Here is a 19,848-nt window from a genome sequence, read left to right as displayed (position 1 = left end):
AACTTATTCCGCCAGCGCAGACTGCAAGGACACAGGCTTGCTCGCTTGCGCCATGGGGAACAGCCACCAACGCTTGCCGGTTTGCGGTTCAGCGATATCGACTTCTTCACCCATTTGCGGTGTACTTATCCTCACATCGTGCTGTTTGGCGAGTTCGACTATGCGCTCGAAAGGCTCGTACCAGCTATGCATGGACAAATCAAACGTACCATTATGGATGGGCAGCATGACCTTGCCACGTAAATCGATATGCGCTTGCAATGATTGCTCTGGCTGCATATGCACATCGGGCCACATCTTGTTATAGGCACCGGTTTCTACCATGGTCAGATCGAAGGGGCCGTATTTGTCGCCTATTTCTTTAAAGCCCTTGAAGTAACCAGTGTCGCCGCTGAAGAATATTTTCAGCTCAGGCGTGAGTATGCTCCATGATGCCCACAGGGTCTGGTCGCGGTCATGCAGGCCACGGCCAGAGAAATGCTGGGCCGGTGTGGCGACAAACTGCGTGCCATTGATCCAGGTGCTTTGCCACCAGCCCAGTTGCTGGATTTTGTCTGCATCTATACCCCATTTGATGAGGCGATCACCCACACCTGTCGGTGTCAGGATATGTTCAGTTTTTTTCGCCAGTTGCAGGATAGCGGCGTAATCAAGGTGATCATAATGATCATGAGACAGGATGATGCCCTTGATAGGCGGCAGGTCAGCAATACTGATAGGTGGCTGGTGAAAGCGTTTGGGGCCCATCCACTGGAAAGGTGAGGCACGCTCGGAAAACACCGGGTCAGTCAGCCAGAATTCACCCTGCAATTTCATCAGCATGGTCGAATGGCCGAGGCGATACAGGCTATAGTCTGGCGCAGCCAATAACTGTTCTTTGGTCAGTTCAAACACTGGGATGCTGCCACCAGGCACGGTGTCCCTGGGTTTGTCGAAGAAAAACTTCCACATGATTTTCAGGTTGCCCAGCAAGCCAGGTTCACGCATAGGTGCCTGGTTGACGAAACCTTCAATGGCAGGCTGTGGGGTCACAGTGGGTAACTGCTGGGCATTACTGGGATAAGAAACATAGGCCATGGTGATCAACACTCCTGTCATGAAGAGACTGAATACAAATCGCGAAAATTTGGGCATAAAATGAAAAACTGGCTCACAAATTAATTGCTAGATGACTACTGCAGATTACTGCATCGAATTATTACACTACACAGTGTAGTTTCTAAATTTAGAAAAGTAAACTACTTAGTGTAAAATTCTTTTTATCCGCAGCCTCTCGCTGCAAACCAGTCAAGATTACTTAAATTACAAAATGTCCGAACCCGTACGCCAGACCGACCGCAAACGCGAAGCCATCCTGCAGGCAGCTATCCATGAATTTCGCCTCAATGGTTTCGACGCCACCAGCATGGACAAGATCGCTGCCACGGCTGTCGTCTCAAAACGCACGGTGTACAACCACTTCCCTAGTAAAGACGATTTGTTCGCCGCAATATTGTTAAAATTGTGGCAAAGCGCTGTTTCTCAGGATGATTTTCGCTATCAAGCCGATAAAAACCTGCGCGAACAGCTGGAAACTTTCCTTGGTAACAAGATGCGCCTGATGAGCGACACCAATTTCATCGACCTGGTACGCGTCGCCGTCGCCGCCACCATCCACACGCCGGACCGCGCCCGCGACATGGTAGAGCGCATGAGCAAACGCGAAGAAGGCATCGTCGCCTGGATCAGGGCAGCACAGGCCGATGGAAAACTCAAGGCTGGCGACCCCTACTTCATGGGCGACATGCTGCAAGGACAACTCAAGTCCCTGGCTTTCTGGCCACAGGTTGCGATGGGACAACCCATGCTGGAAGAGCCGCAGCAAAAGGTCTTGATAGAACTGACGGCGGGGATGTTTTTGGGATATTACGGGGTGGCTTGATGCGGGCGGTACAAATGCAGCCCGGTTAGTCCCTGCTTCACCTGGCGCATGCCATGTCTCAGAAAATGACAGAAACATGTCAAACTGATTTGTCATATCATGCCCCTGGTGCCCTCAATGCAGGAACCAAGTCAAGTCAGGGGATATGTGAATGACATCAATACAGCAATCATTGCATAGTGGTACAGCTATCCGCATATGGCCGCTGATTGCCATCCTGGCAATGCACATACTGCTGCTCCTGGCACTGTCTCAACACAATACTCGCCAGACAGATAATGCTGCAAAAGGAACAGACCTAACTTTCCTGACCTCTGTGGCGAAGCAAACCTATCCCTTGATACCAAAAACTGAACAAGAAAAACCCGCACTCCAAAAGCTGCCGCTTACGCCTCCAAAAGAAACCCCGCTTCCAGCTAAGAAATCAGCAACAACAAGCCCTGCATCAGCCGATAAATTGCCTGCGTCTCAGGCGGCAGAAAAATCAAGGACTGATATCACAACAAGTATCGAAGCAGGTGTCGAAGCAGATGCGTCTGCCAAAAGTTCAATCAGTCTTGCGCAGCTGCGCTCACAGGCAACAGTGCTGGCCAGAGAATCGGCACAGAGTGGTGCCAGTGAATCTGGCAATCAGGGCATACTTGGCGATTATTACGGTAGCTATCAAGGCGCTGATACAGGTACGTTTTATATCCACGTTAACCATCAAGGCAATATTCTCGGTAATGCCGACTCGCGCACCGCCCACAGCAGCTTTACCATTACTGGCAAGGTATCGACTGACGGTGTCGTCCAAATGACAGGAAAAGGCCTTGCCGGTTCAGCCAGCTTCGATGGCAAGATCAATCTGGCGACAGGCGCAGTATCTGGTCACTGGAATTTGACAGGTTTTGGAAAAGGACAATTCAGCGGGCAACGTGCTAAAGCTGTGGGTAGCAGGGCTTATTGATGCGATAGTCCAAGGCCGCATAAAGAGATTGATAGAATTTTGTGAGCCGCGGAGCATAAACATAGGTATGTCAGGTAGGTCCGATTAGCTTGCGTAATCGGACGCATGCAAGTCGCCGCTAACAACTCAGTTAAACATAAGTGCTATACATAAATTAAAAAATGCATTTCTCTGACAGCTTGAGGATGACGATCTAAAATACTTATTGTGATGCACAACATGCGTACGATTACGCTTGCGCTAATCGTACCTACCGACCGTTTTCTCAGAAAACTGAATCGAAGACCAAGTAATTCACATCATCTCATATGAAATTAATCAAACAACTCATCCTCTGTCCGATATTTTTCTTTAGCTTATCTGCCTGCGATTCGCATATGAGGGTTTCTGGAAAAGTCGTAGATGAAAATGGAGCACCGGTCGTAGGAGCAAAGGTATGGTTGATCTTTGCAAATTGGGTCAGTGATTCTGTAACTGACAAAAACGGAGAGTTCTTCAATGCAAGGACGCATGGCGGCAGTCAAAATGTAAACTTACTCGTCTCAAAAGAAGGCAAGCAGTTGTACTACGAATCCATCGACAGCGACAAATCGAAAGTTAGCAAAACCATAGTCCTGAAAAAAGGAAGTCAGTCAGAATTACGAACTCCTGAACATGAATGATAAATCTGCCTATCGTTAATGTACGGCGTATTTACTAAGAGTCAGAAAATTTCCATGCCAAAATACAAAATGGAAACGTGTCATTGGTTTTCGCTCTCTCCAATACTGGAATTTGCTGTCTATTGGATTGTGTTCGCACAACAGAAGCTGCCCTGACATGTACCTGTGCAATTGAAAGCGGATAATATCCATAAGTATCGTATTTCAGGTTTAGCGCAAAATTCTTTGACTGCCTGATCAATTGTGATGAGTATGAACGCGTATCACACGCATATTGACCATGTTGACTTGAACGCGCAATGACCGTCTCCGGATCACATTTCATGATGACTTTATCGAAAAATTTCCGGCTATTCACATGATCTAACGTAAGTAGTGGTGCATTTTCTGCCGAATCTGACTCATCCTCAATTTGGACTGACTGTTTTTTGCGACAATAGTCCAATATGATCGTCTGCCTCGCTCCAGGGATGACAAGTTCGTGCTCAGGCATCGTCTGTTTATCATTGATTTTTAGCATAGTTGCATCGACCGCTGGCGCATGAACTCCATCTGCCAGGAAAACTACGAATGCATAGTCAGCAGTACTTGCAAGCGTGAGATGCATATCCACTACATATCTCGGAGGACTTTGCAGTGTAAATATTTCATACTCCTGCCACTTACCGCCTAAAGGAGATTGCAGAAATTCTCGGTAAGCATCTAAATCTTTTAAAATACCACCAAGATACCCATCACTTCCCTCATTAATTGAGCCTGGATGTCCGATCAGAAGTGCAACGCGTTTTATCCCCTGATGATGCCGGTTAATGAAGAGTTGCGATGCTTTTAAAAACAAAGCTCCCAAGCCTTTCAAATAATTCCTATTAACAAAAATTTGGGATGCCCTTAACAGGGAAAGCTTGAAGTTTTTCATGCGGTATGGATTCACGGCGAATTGGAACTACTGCATTCTGTACGAAAGACAGGATTGAGTGCAAGGCAGTTGCCATCTTTTTTATTTTTTCGGGATCAGAACTACTTCACTAAACATATAGCCCATGTAGGTCCAATTAGCCCTGCGGAATCCGACGCATGTAAATCGCTGCTAATAACTCATTAACGTAGGGCGCAATGCAATGTGCTGCATGGTGTTTCAAGATTCCGGGGTGAATATTTATGCCGTGTGTGATACGCCCTAGGACTGATCAAGAAGGTTTAATGAACACAATTTTCCAGGATATGAAATAAAGCCCTCAATTCTGATTTTTCTGACTAACAGATATCATTTCCAAGTAGTCACCCGCTACCCAGAATCCAAGTTCTGCCGAACGCCTTATAAAACGCAGCCCTTGTTCTTTGTCGAAATCATCCTGCATATACATCAATCCAAAAGTATATAAAGCTTCTGGGTGTTCAAGCCGCACAGCCTGATCAAGCCAATACATCTGTTGCTCTGGATTTGCCTTCAAACCACACCATCCATATTTCCATAGACAGGACAAATGAAATTGCGCTTCTGAATGCCCTTTGCTGGCTGCCAGGGTATAAAACTCAACCGCCTTTTTTTCATCGCATTGAATGCCATTTCCATACTGATAGCTGCTAGCCAATTTATAACTAGCGCCAGCATCACCTTCCTGAATTTGGCGTCTGAGCAAGAAGAAATATTTTGAGTACCAGATTGTCGATAGCGCTTCATCCTTTGCGACATCGTCATTACCATCTGCATACATATAAGCCAGGCGTACACATGCCTCTGGAATTTCCAAAGCAGCCAATTGTTCCAGCAAGGGCAGTGCATGTTTATAGTCAAGTTCACCGCATGCAGCAAGCGCCTGCGTCATCATGTCTTGCGTATTCAGTTGCTTTGTCATTTGCCTGGTTTTCTCAACTTCATTGTTTCTCCAACACCGCCAGCATCGCCCTCAGCCCTTCATTCAAACGCTTCAAATCCGCAGCACTCAAACCAGACATGATGCGCCTTTCATTTTCCACATGAGCAGCCACCGCACGGTCTACCAAATCTTTACCTGTATCCGTCAATTGCACCAGCATGCTGCGGGCGTCGTCGGGGTTTTGCAGGCGTAGTATCCAGCCGCTGGCTTCGAGTTTTTGCAGTCTGTGGGTCATGGTGCCGGAGGTGACCATGAGTTTGGAGAACAGGTCGGTCGGGCTCATGCAGAAGGTGGCGCTGGACCGTCGCAGCGTGGCCAGCATGTCGAATTCCCAGGCGCTCATGCCGAAGCTGCTGAAGGTGGCTTCCAGTTCGCGCCCCAGCAAGTCACTGCAACGGCGCAGGCGGCCTATGTTTTCCATGGGGCTGCAATCGAGGTCTGGCCTGGCATTGCGCCACTGCTCCAGTATCTTGTCGACTGCATCCATTGTCTTTTCGCCCATCTTGCTTGCTCCCTGATTATTTATTCTTTGCAGGCGTCCATTATATGCGCTGGCTGCTGCGCCTCCTTGTCCATGCCTTGAAAGACCACACGCGGCATGGGGAATTTATCTTGATATCAAGATAGTTTGTGCTACCATGATTTATCTTGAACTCAAGACATTATCATGAAAACTGCAAATATGCCTTCCCGACTTAACTTCTGGCTTGATACCTTCTTGACTGCACTGGCACCTGCCATCTGGGGCTCGACTTATATCGTCACTACGCAATTCTTGCCGCCGGACCGGCCATTTACAGCCGCCCTGCTGCGCTGCCTGCCCAGCGGGATTTTGCTGGTGCTGTTTTGCAAGCGTCTGCCCTTGTCGCGTGAATGGGGGCGTTTGCTGGTGCTGGCTGCACTGAATATAGGTTTCTTCCAGGCGCTGCTGTTCATTGCTGCTTATCGCCTGCCGGGTGGCATGGCTGCCGTCATTGGCTCCATACAACCTTTGCTGATCATGGCAATGGCCTGGTTGCTGGACAAACGCAGGCCAGCGGTAGTGACAATCACGGCCAGCATCTTTGCGGTGCTGGGCATGGCGGCGCTTTTGCTGTCTGCCACCGCTGTCATGGATGCCGTCGGTCTGGCTGCTGCAGCAGCAGGGGCGATTTGCATGGCGGGCGGCACGTATTTGTCGCGCCGCTGGCAAAGCAGTTTGCCGGTATTGGCGTTCACCGGCTGGCAGCTTTTACTGGGTGGTTTGATCCTGCTGCCTTTGAGCTTGCTGGTGGATGCACCACTCCCTTCACTGAATCTGACGCAGATACTGGGCTATGCCTATCTGTCCATCGCTGGTGCCTTGCTGGCTTACAGCCTGTGGTTCCGCGGCATAGCGCGCTTGTCACCGGTTGCTGTGTCTTCTCTGGGTTTATTAAGCCCTATCACTGCCGTCATCCTGGGCTGGGTTGTGCTGGATCAAAGCATGCGCGGGATGTCACTGGCGGGTTTATTGATCGTTCTTGCCAGCGTCATCGTCGTGCAAAAAAGTATGCGTAGCCAGGCCTAAAATTTTTATCACTCTCTTCTACATCAAGGAAAACAAAATGCACCCATCCATACAAGAAATTATCGAGTCTCGCGTCTCTGCCAATAATTATGACTCCAGCCGCAAACTCAGCAATAGCGAGATCAGCGAACTGGTGCGCCTGGCGACGCTGGCACCTTCTGCCTATAACTTCCAGAACTGGAAATTTTTGGCGGTTGTCAGCGATGAAGCCAAACAGCGTTTGCAGGCGGCGGCGTTTAATCAGCAAAAGGTCAACGATGCTGCTGTAACTTTCATTATCTGCGGCACCTTGAATGCGCACACGCAACTGGAACCTGCCTTGCGCCCTGCTGTTAATGCCGGAATCATTGATGACAAAATGCTGACAACATGGGTAGGCATGGCAGAGCAAAGTCATACTAATAATGCTGTGCTGCAAAGGGATGAAGCATTACGCTCAGCATCACTGGCGGCGATGACCCTGATGCTGGCAGCACAGGGCAAGGGGCTGGCATCTTGCGCCCTGAGTGGCTTTGATGCAGATGCGGTGTCACGTGAATTTGATTTGCATGAGACAGAAATCCCGGTCATGCTGCTCACGGTGGGTTATGCGGCGCCAGGCAACTGGCCGCAAAAACCGCGCAAGCAGTTGCATGAAGTGATGCAACTGATCTGAGGAATTACCAGGGCAGCGTCTCTCCAGCATAGGTATAAAACTCGCCCGATTGTGCAGGCTGCATGCTGTCGATCACAGCCAGCATTTCACTGGCTGCCTGTGACACAGGGCGGCCTATGCTGGCACCGCGAAAAGGCTGTGACAATGCGGTGTTGACCGTGCCGGGATGCAGGGCAAATAACACTGCATTGGGATGGGTGCGCTTGAGTTCTATGGCGGCAGTCCTGATCATCATGTTCAGCGCCGCCTTGGATGCGCGATAACTATACCAGCCGCCAAGGCGGTTATCTTCTATGCTGCCAACCTTGGCGGACAACATGGCCATGACGCCTCTTTGCTTGTCGAGCAGGGGAGTAAAGTGACGCAGGAGCATGGCCGGACCAAAAGTATTGACGAGGAAGGTCGCCTGCATTTGTTCATACTGCAAATCGGCCAGTTTTTTCTCGGGCATAAAGTCAGCAGTATGCAATACGCCGGTGGCATTGATGATGAGATGAAAAGGGCCACGCTGTTTCATCGCAGACGCTGCTTCAGCAATGCTGGCTTCATTAACAAAGTCGAGTGCTGGCTGGCTTTGGCGGTGCAGGCATTCAATGATGGCGCAATTATTTTGCTCGCGCAACAAGTCCACAAACGCTGCACCTATGCCGCCAGATGCGCCGATAATTAATGCCCTGAAATTCTGTGGGAACGAAGGTAATAGCGTATCTGGCATCACACCCATCCTTGCTTCCACATTGTCGTGTCAGCCAGTTCACGCCAGGCGATCTTGCGTTTGGCCTTGGTATACACGGCTTCGAGTTCAACAAATTCCACCTGGGCATTAATAACGACCTGCCCTTCTTGCAACTCAGGCAAATAGACTTTACTGACCAGAAAATGCTTTTGCTTTGCAACGACCTGCACTGCAGTCCATTTGGATAGCATGAGCTTGTTTGGCTGTATGGGATTCATTTTTTGGCTTTCAGATGGTGCTACATCTACTTAAAGATCATCTAGTCTGGCACGTATGTCTATTGCCCGGTCGCGCAGCGCTTGCAAGACATCTTTATCCATTTTCCTGAGTTGCGGGTAGACCATGCCTATGCGCGGGTTGCTGGATAACTTGTCTTCATTGCGGGCAAAAAAATCCCAGTACAGGGCATTGTAGGGGCAAGCATTATCGCCAGTGCGCTGCTTTTTATCGTAGTGACAGCCCTTGCAATAGTCGCTCATTTTGTCGATATAGGCAGCGGCTGATACATAAGGCTTGGTCGCCAGCATGCCACCATCAGCAAACTGGCTCATGCCCAGTGTATTGGGTAACTCTACCCATTCGAATGCATCAATATAAATACCCAGATACCAGCGATGTACCTGTTGTGGCTGCAGACCCGCCAGCAAGGCAAAATTGCCGATGACCATCAGGCGCTGTATGTGGTGGGCATGAGCATGTTCCAGCGATTGCGTGATGGCGCTGGAGAGGCAACGCATTTTTGTTTTGCCAGTCCAGAACCATGAAGGTAATTCTGCCTCATGCGCAAAGAAATTATGCTCTGCATAGCCGGGCATTTGCGCCCAGTAGATACCACGTACATATTCGCGCCAGCCCAGTATCTGGCGTATATAGCCTTCTACCGCAGGCAAGGCGGCATGACCTGCCCAGAGTGCGGCGTCGACCTTGCTGACCACTTCTTGCGGATGCAGCATTTTGACATTCAGAGCAAAAGAAATCAGTGAATGAAACAAGCGCCATGACTTGCTGCTCATGGCATCCTGGAATTCACCAAAATGCGGCAAGGCATGCCGGATAAAGGCATCGAGTTGGTCCAGTGCTTCTGCCCGGTTCAGCGGCCAGGAAAAGTTAGCTGCATTTGCCTCGCCAAAGCTATTGATGCCTGCCTGCTGTATGGTTTTCCACAAGGCTGAATGGTCATGTCGTGGCCGGAAATCTGCCGGTTCCCAGGGTATGCCTGGCCAGGCTTTGCGGTTGTCGTGGTCATAATTCCACTGGCCGCCGACTGGTTTGTTGGCCTCTTCCAGCAAGACCTGATGCTTGACGCGCATGTGGCGATAGAAATTTTCCATCAACCATTTCTTGCGGCCTTCAAACAGGATGGCGGCTTCATCACGGCGGGTAAAAAAGTGTTCACTGCTGCGCATGCGGCAGTTGATCTTGCTGGCGTCGCTGTAAGCTGCAAGTTGTGCATCGAGCCTGAATTCGTCAGGTTCCTGATACTCAAACTGGCTGCATTGATAACGTGCCAGCAGCCAGTCGAGATTGGCTGCCAGTGATTGCGTATTGTCCGCATCATTTATCGCCAGATAATGCAGGCGATGACCAGCAGCCCGGAGTTGCTCAGCCAGCTCGCGCATGGCGGCGAAGATGGCGATAATTTTTTGCGCATGATGGAGGACGTAATCTGTCTCTTGACGGATTTCCATCATGACGTAAACCACATCGTCAGAAATTTTACTGAACCAGCTATGTTCAGGATTGAGCTGATCACCCAGGATCAGGCGCAAAGTCGTCGCGGCTGTAGTGGCGGTTTTGGATGCAGTGGATATATTGGGTACAGCAGATTGCATGGCGTATTCCAATTTGGTAACAGCGCTCAAGCCTGAGGCTTGCTATTACCATTGCTGCGGCAACGCTGGGAACAGTACTTGACCTCGTCCCAGACTTTCTCCCACTTTTTGCGCCAGTTGAATGGCAAGCCGCAAGTCTGGCAAAGTTTGCTGGGCAAGTCTGATTTTTTTCGCATCTTCATTTGGATAGCCTCTGCAAGAAGATACCGCGATCATGCAAATGTGTAGATAGCTGCATTATGCAGCCATCTATAATGCTTACCGCTTATTTTGCTACTTCATCATAACGTGCCAGACTGGATTCCAGATGCGGTGCCAGTTCGTCAGCAGAGCTGACTGTCATGCCCAGTTCACTGAGCAAACCATCACGCAAGCCATATACCCAACCATGTACGGTTACTGGCTGACCACGGTCCCAGGCATCTTGCACGATGGTGGTCTGGCACAGGTTGACGACTTGTTCAATGACATTCAATTCGCACAGGCGTTCGCTTTGTTGCTGCAAAGACAGTGCCTCACCCAGGTATTTTTCATGCTTTTGATGCACGTCCTGTACATGGCGCAACCAGTTATCGGCCAGGCCAACACGGCGCTTGGTCAATGCGGCATGTACACCTGAGCAACCATAATGGCCGCAGATGATGATATGTTTGACTTGCAGCACTTCTATCGCGAATTGCAATACAGACAGGCAATTCAGGTCAGAGTGAACAACGACGTTGGCAATATTGCGGTGGACAAATAATTCGCCGGGCAAGAGGCCAAGTAATTCATTTGCTGGAACGCGGCTGTCAGAGCAGCCTATCCATAAGTATTCAGGGCTTTGCTGTGCAGCAAGTTTCTTGAAGAAATCAGCATCTTTTGCCGTAATGGCAGCAGCCCAGTTGCGGTTGTTTTCAAATAATTGCTGTGGAGTCAATCCAGTGTTGCTTGTTGCGTTCATGCTCTCGCCCATTTATTTTAGACAGGCGAGATTCTAACCGTATTGGCGTTTGCCTGCATAATATATCCTGACATGCTAATCTGGCATGGTCGATCTGACATGGCAATCCTTGCAAGAAACAAACTTCCAGTGATGGAGATGGAGTTCAGGCATGATCTCAGGCAAGACAATCGTAATTTGGCTTTATGCATTTGGCATGTTTTGCCTCGGCGTCACAGCCCCTGTCACTGCCAAGGCGCAGCAAAAAAGCTTGCGTATTGCCACTTTTGGTCAGGGTGGCCCCATGGAAAAAGCCGCGGCTGCCTATCTGACTGAACAATATAAAAAGCTGGGCGTGCAGCTTGAGTTCGTCAACCTGCCCGGCAACCGCGCCTTGCAAGAATCAAATAACGGACGACTGGATGGTGAACTCATGCGCAAGGCAGGGCTGAGTGTGGAATACCCTAATCTCTTGCAAATTCTGGTGCCACTGGCGACCACCAACACAGTCGCTTTTGCCCTGAGTAAAAGCATAGATGTTGATAAGGGCTGGGACAGTTTGCGTGAACACAGTTTTTCATATGAAACCGGCACCAAGCTTATAGAACAAAACACCCAGGGGTTTAGTACCGGCCATGCCGAACAAAATATCAAGGCAGCCTTCCGGCAAATGTTGAATAAGAGAGTAGAGCTGATCGTCATTGATGAACAGGCTGGCTTGCAGCTGGTGAAAGAAATGGGGCTGGAAGGCACGGTACATATGCTGACACCAGCAATCAGCACCACCCCGCTCTACCACTACCTGCATAAAAAACATGCGGCCCTGGCAAACAAGCTGGAAATCATGTTACGCAAAAATCACTGATCCAGACTGGAGCGCTGTTTTTGTAAAAAGCGCCGTACTGCTGCATCCGGTTCCAGCCCTATGGCAATATCATAAGCCTGTCGGGCCTGCTCCACCTCACCCGCACTTCTTAGCAAATGCGCCCGCGCCGCCCAGTAAGCCTGATAATTTTGCAGACGCGGCTGTACCTGTACCGTGGGCAATATATCCAGCGCTACTTGCGGGCCAAGGGTTTCTGCCACGGCGATGGCATGGTTGATGGCGACTACCGGCGAATCAGTCATACGCATCAACTGCGCATAGAGTTGCACTATGGCTGGCCAGTCCGTCTGCCCACTAAAGCGCCGGGCAACATGGGCAGATTGTATGGCGGCTTCCAGTTGATAACGCCCTGCCTGTTGCAAGACACTGGCACGTTTCAGGATTTTTTCAGCGGCGTGTATCAGTTTGCCATCCCAGAGCTGGGTATCTTGCTGAGCCAGTGGCACATACTCACCACTGGCATCACGCCTGGCGGGCCGTCGTGATTCTGTATACAGCATGAGTGCAAGCAAACCCAGGGATTCTGGTTCATCCGGTTTCAGGGCAGCCAATAAATCGGCCAGCCAGATGGCCTCATCTGCCAGACTGGTTTGCCCTTCTGCGCCTGCAAGATCTGCCCAGCCTGCGGTATAAACGGCATAGATGGCATCGTTGATGGCATCCAGTCTTGCTGTGATGACGCTCTGGTCGGGTATCAATAAGGGAATGCCAGAGTCACGTATCTTGGCTTTCGCCCGCACCAGCCTTTGTGCCATGGTGGCGGGCGACACCAGAAAGGCTGAGGCTATGGCTGCCGCGTCCAGGCCCAGTATGGTTTGTAAAATCAGCGGTGCCCGCATGCTGGCATCAATGGCTGGATGGGCGCAGGCAAACATCAGGGCCAGGCGCTGGTCGGGTATAGCAGCGCTGTCGACCTCCTCCATCAACTCATCGCTGAGCAAGAGTAAATCTGGCAAGGCTGCTGCCCGGGTTTGCCGCTGGCGGGCACCATCGATCATGGCACGTCTGGCCACGGTCAATAACCAGGCTTCTGGCTTTGCCGGTATGCCAGTCTGCGGCCAGTATTGCAGGGCATTTTCAAAAGCCGTGGACAGGGCATCTTCTGCCCAGGCCACGTCATGCGAACGTGCCGACAGGATAGCAACCAGCCGCCCATAACTGTTACGGGCGGCTGCCTCGGCTGCCTGTGCTACCTTCGCAGCCTTTTCTACTTCGCCAGCAACAGTCAGGCTGCTGCCGTGCATTCGTCGCCAGACATGTTTTCTGTAGGCCAGATCGGTCTGACTTCGATAGAACCATAAGCAGCACCCGGGCAACGCGCCGCCCAGTGCAAGGCTGCATCGAGGTCGGCCACATCGATGATGTAAAAGCCACCCAGTTGTTCCTTGGCCTCGGCATAAGGGCCGTCCAGCACCGTGGTCTTGCCTTCACGCACACGTACCGTGGTTGCCTTGGTCGACTCACGCAAACGCTCACCAGCTACCAGCGCGCCTGCCTGTATCAACGCTTCAGTATAGGCACCATAGGCGGCAATCATCTGTACCATGTCGGCATCAGGAATTTGTTGCTCTTCGGCTTCATTTGCAGCGATCAATAACATGTATTGCATGACTTTCTCCTCTTCAATAGTCAACGGGCAGGATGCGCCGTCATGACAATGACGTTTGGGATACAGGCAAATCGACAAAGCGCCAAAAATATTTTATAGGTTTAATCGGATAACAATACAAGATGAAGTTTTATTATCCGCGCGCCGGTATCAACAAGCCTCTTTGCACCGCAGGACGCCCGACAAACTCGGCCAGGGCGCGCTGCACATGCGGGAAGTCATTTATGCCCACAAGTTCACCCGCTTCGTAAAAGCCAATGAGATTGCGTATCCAGGGGAAGATGGCAATGTCTGCGATAGTGTAGGTATCACCCATGATCCACTTGCGATCAGTCAGGCGCTGGTTGACTACAGACAGCAGGCGTTTGGATTCTGCCACGTAACGATCGCGCGGGCGTTTGTCTTCGTAAGTTTTTCCTGCGAACTTATTGAAGAAGCCAAGCTGACCAAACATGGGGCCTATGCCACCCATCTGGAACATCAGCCATTGTATGCATTCATAACGCTTTGCCGCATCAGTGGGGATGCACTGCCCGGTCTTGTCTGCCAGATACAGCAGGATGGCACCGGATTCAAACAGGGCCAGTGGTTTATCGCCTGGGCCTTGCGGGTCAATGATGGCGGGGATTTTATTATTCGGGTTCAGCGACAAAAATTCTGGCGAGGTCTGGTCATTGGTCTCAAAATTGACCAGATGTGTTTCATACGGCAGGCCAATTTCTTCCAGCATGATGGAGACTTTGACGCCATTCGGTGTCGGCAGTGAATACAGTTGCAGGCGTTCAGGATGTTGTGCTGGCCATTTTTGATTGATGGGAAAATTGCTGATGACAGAGCTGGACATGGTGTTTCCTTCCTGGGTTGATCTAAAGGCAGCCTTGAGGCGCAGAAACCAGATGCTAATCCATTTATGAAATTTCTGCGCAGGGCTGCAATATAGCTGATGGCAAGAGTCAGGTATTTGGGCTAAGCTGCACGACTTGTGCCGTAATCCAATGATTAGCCCCATGCTCAGGACCATTTTTATACGACTGCTGTTTGTTATCGCATTGATCGCCATCGTCCTGGGACTGGCACGCTATTTGAGCAAAAGCAGCAGCAATATTGCGCCTGAAGACCTGCTGGCGAAAGTGGGCGTGATCAACAAACCTGCTCCGACTTCCTTTGACTGGCAAGCCGAACTGGACGTGCACGCAGGTGTACCCGATGTCGACAGCAGTTATTTCTCTGACCCTTATGCGGTCGCTATAGACAAACAAGGCACTATTTTTGTCAGTGATGCGGGTGAACATAACCAGATTTTGAAGATCGGCGTTGATGGTGCAGTTGCGCCCTATGCTGGTTCTGTAGAAGGCTTTGCCGATGGCAAGGCTGATCTGGCAGCTTTCAATACGCCGTCTGGCATTGCGCTGGATGGCAAGGGTAATTTGCTGGTGGCGGATACAGGCAATCACGCGATACGCAGTATCAGCCCTGAAGGCATGGTGACGACATTGGCAGGCAATGGCGAACCCGGCCATCGTGATGGTACAGGTGCTGAGGCACAATTCAATGGCCCGGTTGGTATAGCCGTGGATGCGGCTGGCAATATTTATGTGGCCGATACCTATAATGACCGCATACGCAAGATCAGCCCGGATGGCCAGGTCAGCACACTCGCCGGAGGCAATGGCTCTGGCTATCTGGATGGCGAGGCGGCCGCTGCGCTGTTTGATACGCCTACAGGGCTGGCAATCAATAGCAAGGGCGACATCCTCATCACCGACAGCAAAAATGACGCCATACGCAGGCTGAGCAAGGATGGGTTAGTTACCACCCTGGCCCGTGCACTGGATGATGAAGACAAGCCCCTGATGCGCCGCCCTTTGAGCATCATTTCGACATACGACGATCATCTGTACGTGGGCGAAGGCGGCAAGGGGCGCATCATACAGATTTCTCCCACAGGTGAAATGCGTGGCGTGACTGGTGTGGGTATCAATTTTGAAGCTGGGGATGAAAAGGCCATACGCTTCTTGCAGCCGACTGGCATAGCGCTGAATGGCAAAGGTGGCCTGCTGGTCAGCGATTCCGCCCGCCTGCAATTGGTGAGCCTGCATAGCAAAGGCATGCCTGACAGCATGGCCGGACAAAAACCGGCAGCGCCAGCCACTATGCAGGAAATAAAAAATACCCGTCTTGATGACGAGATCAAATCCTACCCATGGCCCATCAAGCCACAAAAATCACCGCATGAAGTCGTCGGCACCATGGGTGAAGTACGTGGCAACTATGATGGCGAAAGCCGTGATCACTTCCATGGAGGACTTGATGTGCAGGCAAACATGGGCACAACCGTGTATGCCATCGCCAGCGAAAAAGTGCGCGGCACCAGCAGTAGCTGGGGCTACTCTGGTCTCAGCGAAGGCATCAAGCTAGACAGCATGGCTTACATTCACATGAAGGTAGGGCGCACTGCCAAAGATGTGCTGATTGATGACGATAAATTTCAGCTACAGACTAATGCAGAAGGCAAAGCCTATGCAGTGCGTGTCAGGCGCGGCACCCGCTTCAAGACTGGCGACGCACTGGGCAGTATCAACCGCATGTTCCATGTGCATCTGGAACATAATCACGCGGGCCTCAAAATCAATCCGCTGCAACTGAACTTCCCCGGCCTGGTAGATACCGTCGCACCTGAGATAGAAGACATCACTATCGTTGATGGCAGCGGTAAAGAGATCAAGGACAAACAGCAAGGCCGACTGCTCCTGTCTAGCCAGGTCAAGGATTATGGCATCGTCGTTGATACCTATGACCAGGTAGACGGCAACGCCAAGCGCCGTCGTCTGGGCTTGTACCAATTGGGTTATCAACTCTTGTACACCGACGGCAGCCCCGTGCCCGGCTATGAAAGCCCGCGTATGACCATGGAATTCAATGCCCTGCCACCTGACCGTGAAATGGTCAAATTATTGTATGCAGAAGAAAGCGGCATCACGGTGCATGGCGCAAAGAAAACCCGCTTTTTGTACATGGCCAGCAATTCGGTCAAGGATGGCATTGCTAAAAAAGGCAGCTGGGATGTCAGCAAGCTGGCGCCTGGCAATTATGTCTTGCGTATCCATGCGGCGGACTTTGCGGGGAATGTGGCGAAGGATAATCGTGATTTGAGATTTACGGTGGAGTAATGCTTTTGTAAGCACACAGTAACTAAGCGCTGAACAATTACCTACCACATTAAAGATATTACCAATTCTTCACGATGCAGCATATTCACATAGCTCGCTTACTTTTCTTCGCTGTTTTGATGCAGCTAACTTGCCCTGCATTTGCAGAGATTGTTCCTGAGTCGGGTGGACATGGTAGTGTTTATTTCGGAAAATACGAACCGAAAGAACCAAAATCGCTGGCAGATATCCCACAGCCTGTAGCCGCAAAACTTATTCAGCACCTGAAAAAACGCCTGGGCGAAGCGCAATATGCACATTTGAAATTTGCAGGTGGCCAGGTGATAAACGCAAAAGAGTTACGTAAAAAAGAACCAGACTCCAAGGACTATCAATGGGAAATTCCAGCCTATATATTGCAATTCGATTTTGAACTGCCTGGTACACCCAAAGTCATTTTTCCTGTTGAAATTTCACTCAGATCAGACGCAAGTATAATAGAAGAAATTAATCTGCCCGCTTATGCCAACTCAACAGAAAAACAAGTATTTCATTCTTTCAAAGAATTAATGGGCGTCATCGCCAAAAAAGGGTTTCATGAAAAAAACATGGCTTACAAGCTCGAGTACAATGAAAATGAGGTCCTCATCAAGAAAAGCATGTTCGAGAAAAACATGACTGTCAGGCTCGAATACGATAAAGAACTTGATACTCTCGCTTGGAGATATACCAAGATATTATCGGACAACGGCTACAGTACACAGATGGAATCCATACTGGTCAACGCGTATTCTGGAAAAATTATCCGGACCACACAATCCCGTGCTATTCGTTGAAGTGAGGTGCCAGGTCTGGCACCTCTCGCACTGAAAATCAGCCAGCAATCAACCCGCCACGCCCAAAATCACGCTCGAAGCCTTGAACAAACCTGTCACCGTGCCGCCTACGACGAGGCCCATGCTGGTCGCACTTTCATTGGTGATGATGGCAGCCAGAGTCGCGCCACCTGCCAATTCGACCACCACTTCGGTATTGACTGCGCCTGGCAGAATTCGGCTGATGTTGCCTGTGAGCTGGTTGCGGGCGGAGAGCCTGGCTTTGCGGTCTTCTTCCATGAGTATGATGGAAGACGCTTTGATCAACGCAAAGGCTTCTGCCCCGATTTGCAAACCCAGTTCCTGCGTGCTTTCATGCGTAATGATGGCGACAATCTTTTGGCCGCCGGCTATTTCAAGTTCAATTTCATCATTGATGGCACCGGGTTTGACCTGGCTGACTTTGCCGAGGAACTGGTTGCGTGCGCTGGTTTTCATATTCATTTTCCTGATGAGTAAAAAGTCGTCGGCAATGCCCACGGCCTGCCGGTCTAGCTGGGCGATGAAGTCGCGGTGTTCCTGTTCTATGATCCTGAAATTATTGACTAGTTGTTCGCCGCGCTTCGTCAGTCTTGTACCACCGCCGCCCTTGCCACCTGTCAGGCGTTCCACCAGGGGTTCACCTGCGAGATTATTCATGGTGTCGATGGCATCCCAGGCAGCTTTATAACTCATTTTGACTGCCTTGGCGGCCTGGGTGATAGAGCCGCTCTCGGCAAGCTGGGCCAGCAGGGCGATGCGACTTTGCCCGCCTAGGTTTTCTCCGTCGACTGTCATCCAGACTGAGCCCTGCAGGGTAATTTCTTTATTCTTTGCATTCATCTGTTAATGCCCTTTTTGGCTGTCATGCAGCATATATTGTGCTATCAACGAGTTTGCCATCCTGCAAATTCAATACCTGCTCACCAAACACCTGGGCATCTTCTGCATCATGGGTGATGAGTATCATTGGGATATTCAACTGCCTTTGCAGCGTGTCCAGCTCCTTTCGCATACTGATGCGCAGGGGCTGGTCGAGGGCAGCGAAAGGCTCATCAAGCAAAAGTGCACGCGGCTCGGCGATCAGGGCGCGGGCCAGGGCTGTCCTCTGTTTTTGTCCGCCTGATAATTCATGTGGCATTTGCCTGGCCAGGGCTTTTATCTGCAGGGCTTCCAGCCAGTAGTCTACTTTTTCATCCTGCACTTTGGCAGATGGGTTGCGCCAGCCCTGACTGAGACCAAAGGCAATATTCTGTGCAACGTTCAGATGCGGGAACAGGGCATAGTCCTGGAACAGATAAGCCAGTTGCCGACGCTGTGGCGGCAGGTTGATGCGAGCTGTCTGGTCGAACAGGGTATTACCCGCCACATGGATATAACCAGTATCGGGTGTCATCAAACCGGCAATGGCTTTGAGCACCAGGCTCTTGCCTGCACCGGACGGCCCGAGTATGACGAGACGCTGGCTGTCGCTGCGAACCACGACATCAAGTTCAAAACTGCGCTGGCCAGATTGCAGGCGCTTGTGTATGTGCAGGTCAAATTGCATCATGTCCTTTCACATGCGGTTGGCGATGCGGCCAGGTGCCAGCTTGCCCGCCAGCAGCAAGACTGCAATACAGACTGCCGAGGTCAGCAAGACCAGGGTATTGGCAACATCGTCCTGCCCGGCCTGCACTGCTTCATAAACCGCAATCGACAAAGTCTGAGTCTTGCCGGGTATGCTGCCCGCCACCATCAGGGTTGCACCAAACTCACCGAGGGCGCGGGCAAAGGCCAGCAAGACGCCCGCCAGTATGCCGCGCCATGCCAGTGGCAAAGTCACGCGGAAAAAGATTGCCATTTCAGGAGTACCCAATACTCTGGCGGCCTGCTCCAGTTGTCCATCTACCGCTTCAAAGGCAGCCCTTGCCGGTTTGAATACCAGCGGGAAAGCAACGATGGCTGCGGCAATGACAGCGCCCTGCCAGGTAAAAATGAAACTGAAACCAAAATGATCTTGCAGCCATGCACCCAGCGCGCTACGCCGCCCCAGCAAGACCAGCAGGTAATAACCAAGTACCGTCGGTGGCATGACCATGGGCAGGGTCAGTATGGTATCGAGCAGGTCACGGCCAGGAAAGCGTTTGCGTGCCAGCAGATACCCCACGCCTATGCCAAAAATCAAATTCAGCAGCGTGGCCCAGCCCGCGACTTTCAATGACAATAGCAGGGCTGTCCATGCTGGATTCATCTATAACCTTATTT

The 19,848-nt window shown here is 50.8% G+C and carries 23 protein-coding genes; 8 read left to right on the top strand and 15 right to left on the bottom strand.

Features of this window, described 5'->3' with window-relative positions:
• Positions 1–3: 3 nt before the first annotated feature.
• Positions 4–1,098: an MBL fold metallo-hydrolase gene (locus tag DFR42_RS16520; RefSeq protein ID WP_245936996.1), complete on the bottom strand. Its 1,095-nt coding sequence runs from the start codon at positions 1,096–1,098 to the stop codon at positions 4–6.
• Between the two features lie 211 nt (positions 1,099–1,309).
• Here DFR42_RS16520 and DFR42_RS16515 point away from each other — a divergent pair, with 211 nt between their 5' ends.
• The 3 genes from DFR42_RS16515 to DFR42_RS16505 all read left to right on the top strand — a co-directional run bounded on the left by DFR42_RS16515 (position 1,310) and on the right by DFR42_RS16505 (position 3,532).
• A complete protein-coding gene (locus DFR42_RS16515) occupies positions 1,310–1,921 on the top strand; it encodes a TetR/AcrR family transcriptional regulator (RefSeq protein WP_110256109.1) in 612 nt (203 codons plus the stop codon).
• Positions 1,922–2,072: 151 nt separating this feature from the next.
• Positions 2,073–2,870: a hypothetical protein gene (locus DFR42_RS16510; protein WP_110256108.1), complete on the top strand. Its 798-nt coding sequence runs from the start codon at positions 2,073–2,075 to the stop codon at positions 2,868–2,870.
• A 308-nt stretch (positions 2,871–3,178) separates the two neighbouring features.
• Positions 3,179–3,532, top strand: a complete 354-nt coding sequence (locus DFR42_RS16505) for a carboxypeptidase-like regulatory domain-containing protein (RefSeq protein ID WP_110256107.1) — start codon at positions 3,179–3,181, stop codon at positions 3,530–3,532.
• A gap of 34 nt (positions 3,533–3,566) precedes the next feature.
• Here the strand turns inward: DFR42_RS16505 and DFR42_RS16500 are convergent, their stop codons facing one another.
• The 3 genes from DFR42_RS16500 to DFR42_RS16490 all read right to left on the bottom strand — a co-directional run bounded on the left by DFR42_RS16500 (position 3,567) and on the right by DFR42_RS16490 (position 5,911).
• Positions 3,567–4,448 (bottom strand): caspase family protein, encoded by an 882-nt coding sequence (locus DFR42_RS16500; RefSeq protein ID WP_110256106.1) that lies wholly within the window; start codon positions 4,446–4,448, stop codon positions 3,567–3,569.
• 319 nt (positions 4,449–4,767) lie between these two features.
• A complete protein-coding gene (locus DFR42_RS16495; protein ID WP_110256105.1) occupies positions 4,768–5,388 on the bottom strand; it encodes a tetratricopeptide repeat protein in 621 nt (206 codons plus the stop codon).
• Between the two features lie 19 nt (positions 5,389–5,407).
• Positions 5,408–5,911: a MarR family winged helix-turn-helix transcriptional regulator gene (locus DFR42_RS16490; RefSeq protein WP_110256104.1), complete on the bottom strand. Its 504-nt coding sequence runs from the start codon at positions 5,909–5,911 to the stop codon at positions 5,408–5,410.
• Between the two features lie 165 nt (positions 5,912–6,076).
• Between DFR42_RS16490 and DFR42_RS16485 the strand changes: the two genes are divergently transcribed.
• Both DFR42_RS16485 and DFR42_RS16480 read left to right on the top strand, forming a co-directional pair.
• Positions 6,077–6,958 (top strand): EamA family transporter, encoded by an 882-nt coding sequence (locus tag DFR42_RS16485; protein WP_245936995.1) that lies wholly within the window; start codon positions 6,077–6,079, stop codon positions 6,956–6,958.
• 37 nt (positions 6,959–6,995) lie between these two features.
• The gene (locus DFR42_RS16480) at positions 6,996–7,613 is read left to right on the top strand and encodes a nitroreductase family protein (RefSeq protein ID WP_110256103.1); all 618 of its coding nucleotides are present in this window, start codon (positions 6,996–6,998) and stop codon (positions 7,611–7,613) included.
• 4 nt (positions 7,614–7,617) lie between these two features.
• Here DFR42_RS16480 and DFR42_RS16475 read toward each other — a convergent pair whose 3' ends face one another.
• From DFR42_RS16475 to can, 5 genes are all read right to left on the bottom strand, one after another.
• The gene (locus DFR42_RS16475) at positions 7,618–8,328 is read right to left on the bottom strand and encodes an SDR family NAD(P)-dependent oxidoreductase (protein ID WP_110256261.1); all 711 of its coding nucleotides are present in this window, start codon (positions 8,326–8,328) and stop codon (positions 7,618–7,620) included.
• Positions 8,328–8,567: a TIGR02450 family Trp-rich protein gene (locus DFR42_RS16470; RefSeq protein ID WP_110256102.1), complete on the bottom strand. Its 240-nt coding sequence runs from the start codon at positions 8,565–8,567 to the stop codon at positions 8,328–8,330. Before DFR42_RS16470 ends, DFR42_RS16475 begins: the two co-directional genes overlap by 1 nt.
• 30 nt (positions 8,568–8,597) lie before the next feature.
• Positions 8,598–10,181: a cryptochrome/photolyase family protein gene (locus tag DFR42_RS16465; RefSeq protein WP_110256260.1), complete on the bottom strand. Its 1,584-nt coding sequence runs from the start codon at positions 10,179–10,181 to the stop codon at positions 8,598–8,600.
• A gap of 26 nt (positions 10,182–10,207) precedes the next feature.
• Positions 10,208–10,363: a DUF2256 domain-containing protein gene (locus DFR42_RS16460; RefSeq protein ID WP_110256101.1), complete on the bottom strand. Its 156-nt coding sequence runs from the start codon at positions 10,361–10,363 to the stop codon at positions 10,208–10,210.
• Positions 10,364–10,446: 83 nt separating this feature from the next.
• A complete protein-coding gene (gene can, locus DFR42_RS16455; RefSeq protein ID WP_110256100.1) occupies positions 10,447–11,124 on the bottom strand; it encodes a carbonate dehydratase in 678 nt (225 codons plus the stop codon).
• A gap of 196 nt (positions 11,125–11,320) precedes the next feature.
• Between can and DFR42_RS16450 the strand changes: the two genes are divergently transcribed.
• Positions 11,321–11,968, top strand: coding sequence for an amino acid ABC transporter substrate-binding protein (locus DFR42_RS16450; protein WP_146218869.1), 648 nt, complete (start codon positions 11,321–11,323; stop codon positions 11,966–11,968).
• On the opposite strand, the gene DFR42_RS16445 is transcribed toward DFR42_RS16450, so the two are convergent.
• The 3 genes from DFR42_RS16445 to DFR42_RS16435 all read right to left on the bottom strand — a co-directional run bounded on the left by DFR42_RS16445 (position 11,962) and on the right by DFR42_RS16435 (position 14,442).
• Positions 11,962–13,233 (bottom strand): RNA polymerase sigma factor, encoded by a 1,272-nt coding sequence (locus tag DFR42_RS16445; RefSeq protein ID WP_110256098.1) that lies wholly within the window; start codon positions 13,231–13,233, stop codon positions 11,962–11,964. The genes DFR42_RS16450 and DFR42_RS16445 overlap by 7 nt on opposite strands.
• Positions 13,215–13,598, bottom strand: a complete 384-nt coding sequence (locus DFR42_RS16440) for a YciI family protein (protein WP_110256097.1) — start codon at positions 13,596–13,598, stop codon at positions 13,215–13,217. Before DFR42_RS16440 ends, DFR42_RS16445 begins: the two co-directional genes overlap by 19 nt.
• 133 nt (positions 13,599–13,731) lie before the next feature.
• Positions 13,732–14,442, bottom strand: coding sequence for a glutathione S-transferase N-terminal domain-containing protein (locus DFR42_RS16435; protein WP_110256096.1), 711 nt, complete (start codon positions 14,440–14,442; stop codon positions 13,732–13,734).
• Positions 14,443–14,605: 163 nt separating this feature from the next.
• On the opposite strand from DFR42_RS16435, the gene DFR42_RS16430 reads away from it, so the two are divergent.
• On the top strand, positions 14,606–16,768 hold the full coding sequence (locus DFR42_RS16430; protein WP_170133555.1) for a gluconolaconase: 2,163 nt from the start codon (positions 14,606–14,608) through the stop codon (positions 16,766–16,768).
• Between the two features lie 74 nt (positions 16,769–16,842).
• Complete coding sequence (locus DFR42_RS16425; RefSeq protein WP_146218868.1) at positions 16,843–17,583, top strand: hypothetical protein; 741 nt, start codon at positions 16,843–16,845, stop codon at positions 17,581–17,583.
• A gap of 48 nt (positions 17,584–17,631) precedes the next feature.
• Here DFR42_RS16425 and DFR42_RS16420 read toward each other — a convergent pair whose 3' ends face one another.
• Genes DFR42_RS16420 through modB form a run of 3 tightly spaced genes read right to left on the bottom strand, consistent with a single transcriptional unit; the run spans position 17,632 to position 19,834 of the window.
• Positions 17,632–18,444: a TOBE domain-containing protein gene (locus tag DFR42_RS16420; RefSeq protein ID WP_110256093.1), complete on the bottom strand. Its 813-nt coding sequence runs from the start codon at positions 18,442–18,444 to the stop codon at positions 17,632–17,634.
• A 22-nt stretch (positions 18,445–18,466) separates the two neighbouring features.
• Positions 18,467–19,150, bottom strand: a complete 684-nt coding sequence (locus DFR42_RS16415; protein ID WP_110256259.1) for an ABC transporter ATP-binding protein — start codon at positions 19,148–19,150, stop codon at positions 18,467–18,469.
• 9 nt (positions 19,151–19,159) lie between these two features.
• A complete protein-coding gene (gene modB, locus DFR42_RS16410; RefSeq protein WP_110256092.1) occupies positions 19,160–19,834 on the bottom strand; it encodes a molybdate ABC transporter permease subunit in 675 nt (224 codons plus the stop codon).
• Positions 19,835–19,848: the final 14 nt, after the last annotated feature.

Source organism: Undibacterium pigrum, assembly GCF_003201815.1.
GTDB classification, from domain to species: domain Bacteria; phylum Pseudomonadota; class Gammaproteobacteria; order Burkholderiales; family Burkholderiaceae_D; genus Undibacterium; species Undibacterium pigrum.
This window is presented reverse-complemented; position numbering and strand designations above follow the sequence as displayed.

What these genes read in the sequence shown, in the direction of transcription:
- DFR42_RS16520 (WP_245936996.1), bottom strand. Translation starts at nt 1,098, where the DNA reads ATGACAGGAGTGTTGATCACCATGGCCTATGTTTCTTATCCCAGTAAT.
- DFR42_RS16515 (WP_110256109.1), top strand. Translation starts at nt 1,310, where the DNA reads ATGTCCGAACCCGTACGCCAGACCGACCGCAAACGCGAAGCCATCCTG.
- DFR42_RS16510 (WP_110256108.1), top strand. Translation starts at nt 2,073, where the DNA reads ATGACATCAATACAGCAATCATTGCATAGTGGTACAGCTATCCGCATA.
- DFR42_RS16505 (WP_110256107.1), top strand. Translation starts at nt 3,179, where the DNA reads ATGAAATTAATCAAACAACTCATCCTCTGTCCGATATTTTTCTTTAGC.
- DFR42_RS16500 (WP_110256106.1), bottom strand. Translation starts at nt 4,448, where the DNA reads ATGAAAAACTTCAAGCTTTCCCTGTTAAGGGCATCCCAAATTTTTGTT.
- DFR42_RS16495 (WP_110256105.1), bottom strand. Translation starts at nt 5,388, where the DNA reads ATGACAAAGCAACTGAATACGCAAGACATGATGACGCAGGCGCTTGCT.
- DFR42_RS16490 (WP_110256104.1), bottom strand. Translation starts at nt 5,911, where the DNA reads ATGGGCGAAAAGACAATGGATGCAGTCGACAAGATACTGGAGCAGTGG.
- DFR42_RS16485 (WP_245936995.1), top strand. Translation starts at nt 6,077, where the DNA reads ATGAAAACTGCAAATATGCCTTCCCGACTTAACTTCTGGCTTGATACC.
- DFR42_RS16480 (WP_110256103.1), top strand. Translation starts at nt 6,996, where the DNA reads ATGCACCCATCCATACAAGAAATTATCGAGTCTCGCGTCTCTGCCAAT.
- DFR42_RS16475 (WP_110256261.1), bottom strand. Translation starts at nt 8,328, where the DNA reads ATGCCAGATACGCTATTACCTTCGTTCCCACAGAATTTCAGGGCATTA.
- DFR42_RS16470 (WP_110256102.1), bottom strand. Translation starts at nt 8,567, where the DNA reads ATGAATCCCATACAGCCAAACAAGCTCATGCTATCCAAATGGACTGCA.
- DFR42_RS16465 (WP_110256260.1), bottom strand. Translation starts at nt 10,181, where the DNA reads ATGCAATCTGCTGTACCCAATATATCCACTGCATCCAAAACCGCCACT.
- DFR42_RS16460 (WP_110256101.1), bottom strand. Translation starts at nt 10,363, where the DNA reads ATGAAGATGCGAAAAAAATCAGACTTGCCCAGCAAACTTTGCCAGACT.
- can (WP_110256100.1), bottom strand. Translation starts at nt 11,124, where the DNA reads ATGAACGCAACAAGCAACACTGGATTGACTCCACAGCAATTATTTGAA.
- DFR42_RS16450 (WP_146218869.1), top strand. Translation starts at nt 11,321, where the DNA reads ATGTTTTGCCTCGGCGTCACAGCCCCTGTCACTGCCAAGGCGCAGCAA.
- DFR42_RS16445 (WP_110256098.1), bottom strand. Translation starts at nt 13,233, where the DNA reads ATGCACGGCAGCAGCCTGACTGTTGCTGGCGAAGTAGAAAAGGCTGCG.
- DFR42_RS16440 (WP_110256097.1), bottom strand. Translation starts at nt 13,598, where the DNA reads ATGCAATACATGTTATTGATCGCTGCAAATGAAGCCGAAGAGCAACAA.
- DFR42_RS16435 (WP_110256096.1), bottom strand. Translation starts at nt 14,442, where the DNA reads ATGTCCAGCTCTGTCATCAGCAATTTTCCCATCAATCAAAAATGGCCA.
- DFR42_RS16430 (WP_170133555.1), top strand. Translation starts at nt 14,606, where the DNA reads ATGCTCAGGACCATTTTTATACGACTGCTGTTTGTTATCGCATTGATC.
- DFR42_RS16425 (WP_146218868.1), top strand. Translation starts at nt 16,843, where the DNA reads ATGCAGCATATTCACATAGCTCGCTTACTTTTCTTCGCTGTTTTGATG.
- DFR42_RS16420 (WP_110256093.1), bottom strand. Translation starts at nt 18,444, where the DNA reads ATGAATGCAAAGAATAAAGAAATTACCCTGCAGGGCTCAGTCTGGATG.
- DFR42_RS16415 (WP_110256259.1), bottom strand. Translation starts at nt 19,150, where the DNA reads ATGCAATTTGACCTGCACATACACAAGCGCCTGCAATCTGGCCAGCGC.
- modB (WP_110256092.1), bottom strand. Translation starts at nt 19,834, where the DNA reads ATGAATCCAGCATGGACAGCCCTGCTATTGTCATTGAAAGTCGCGGGC.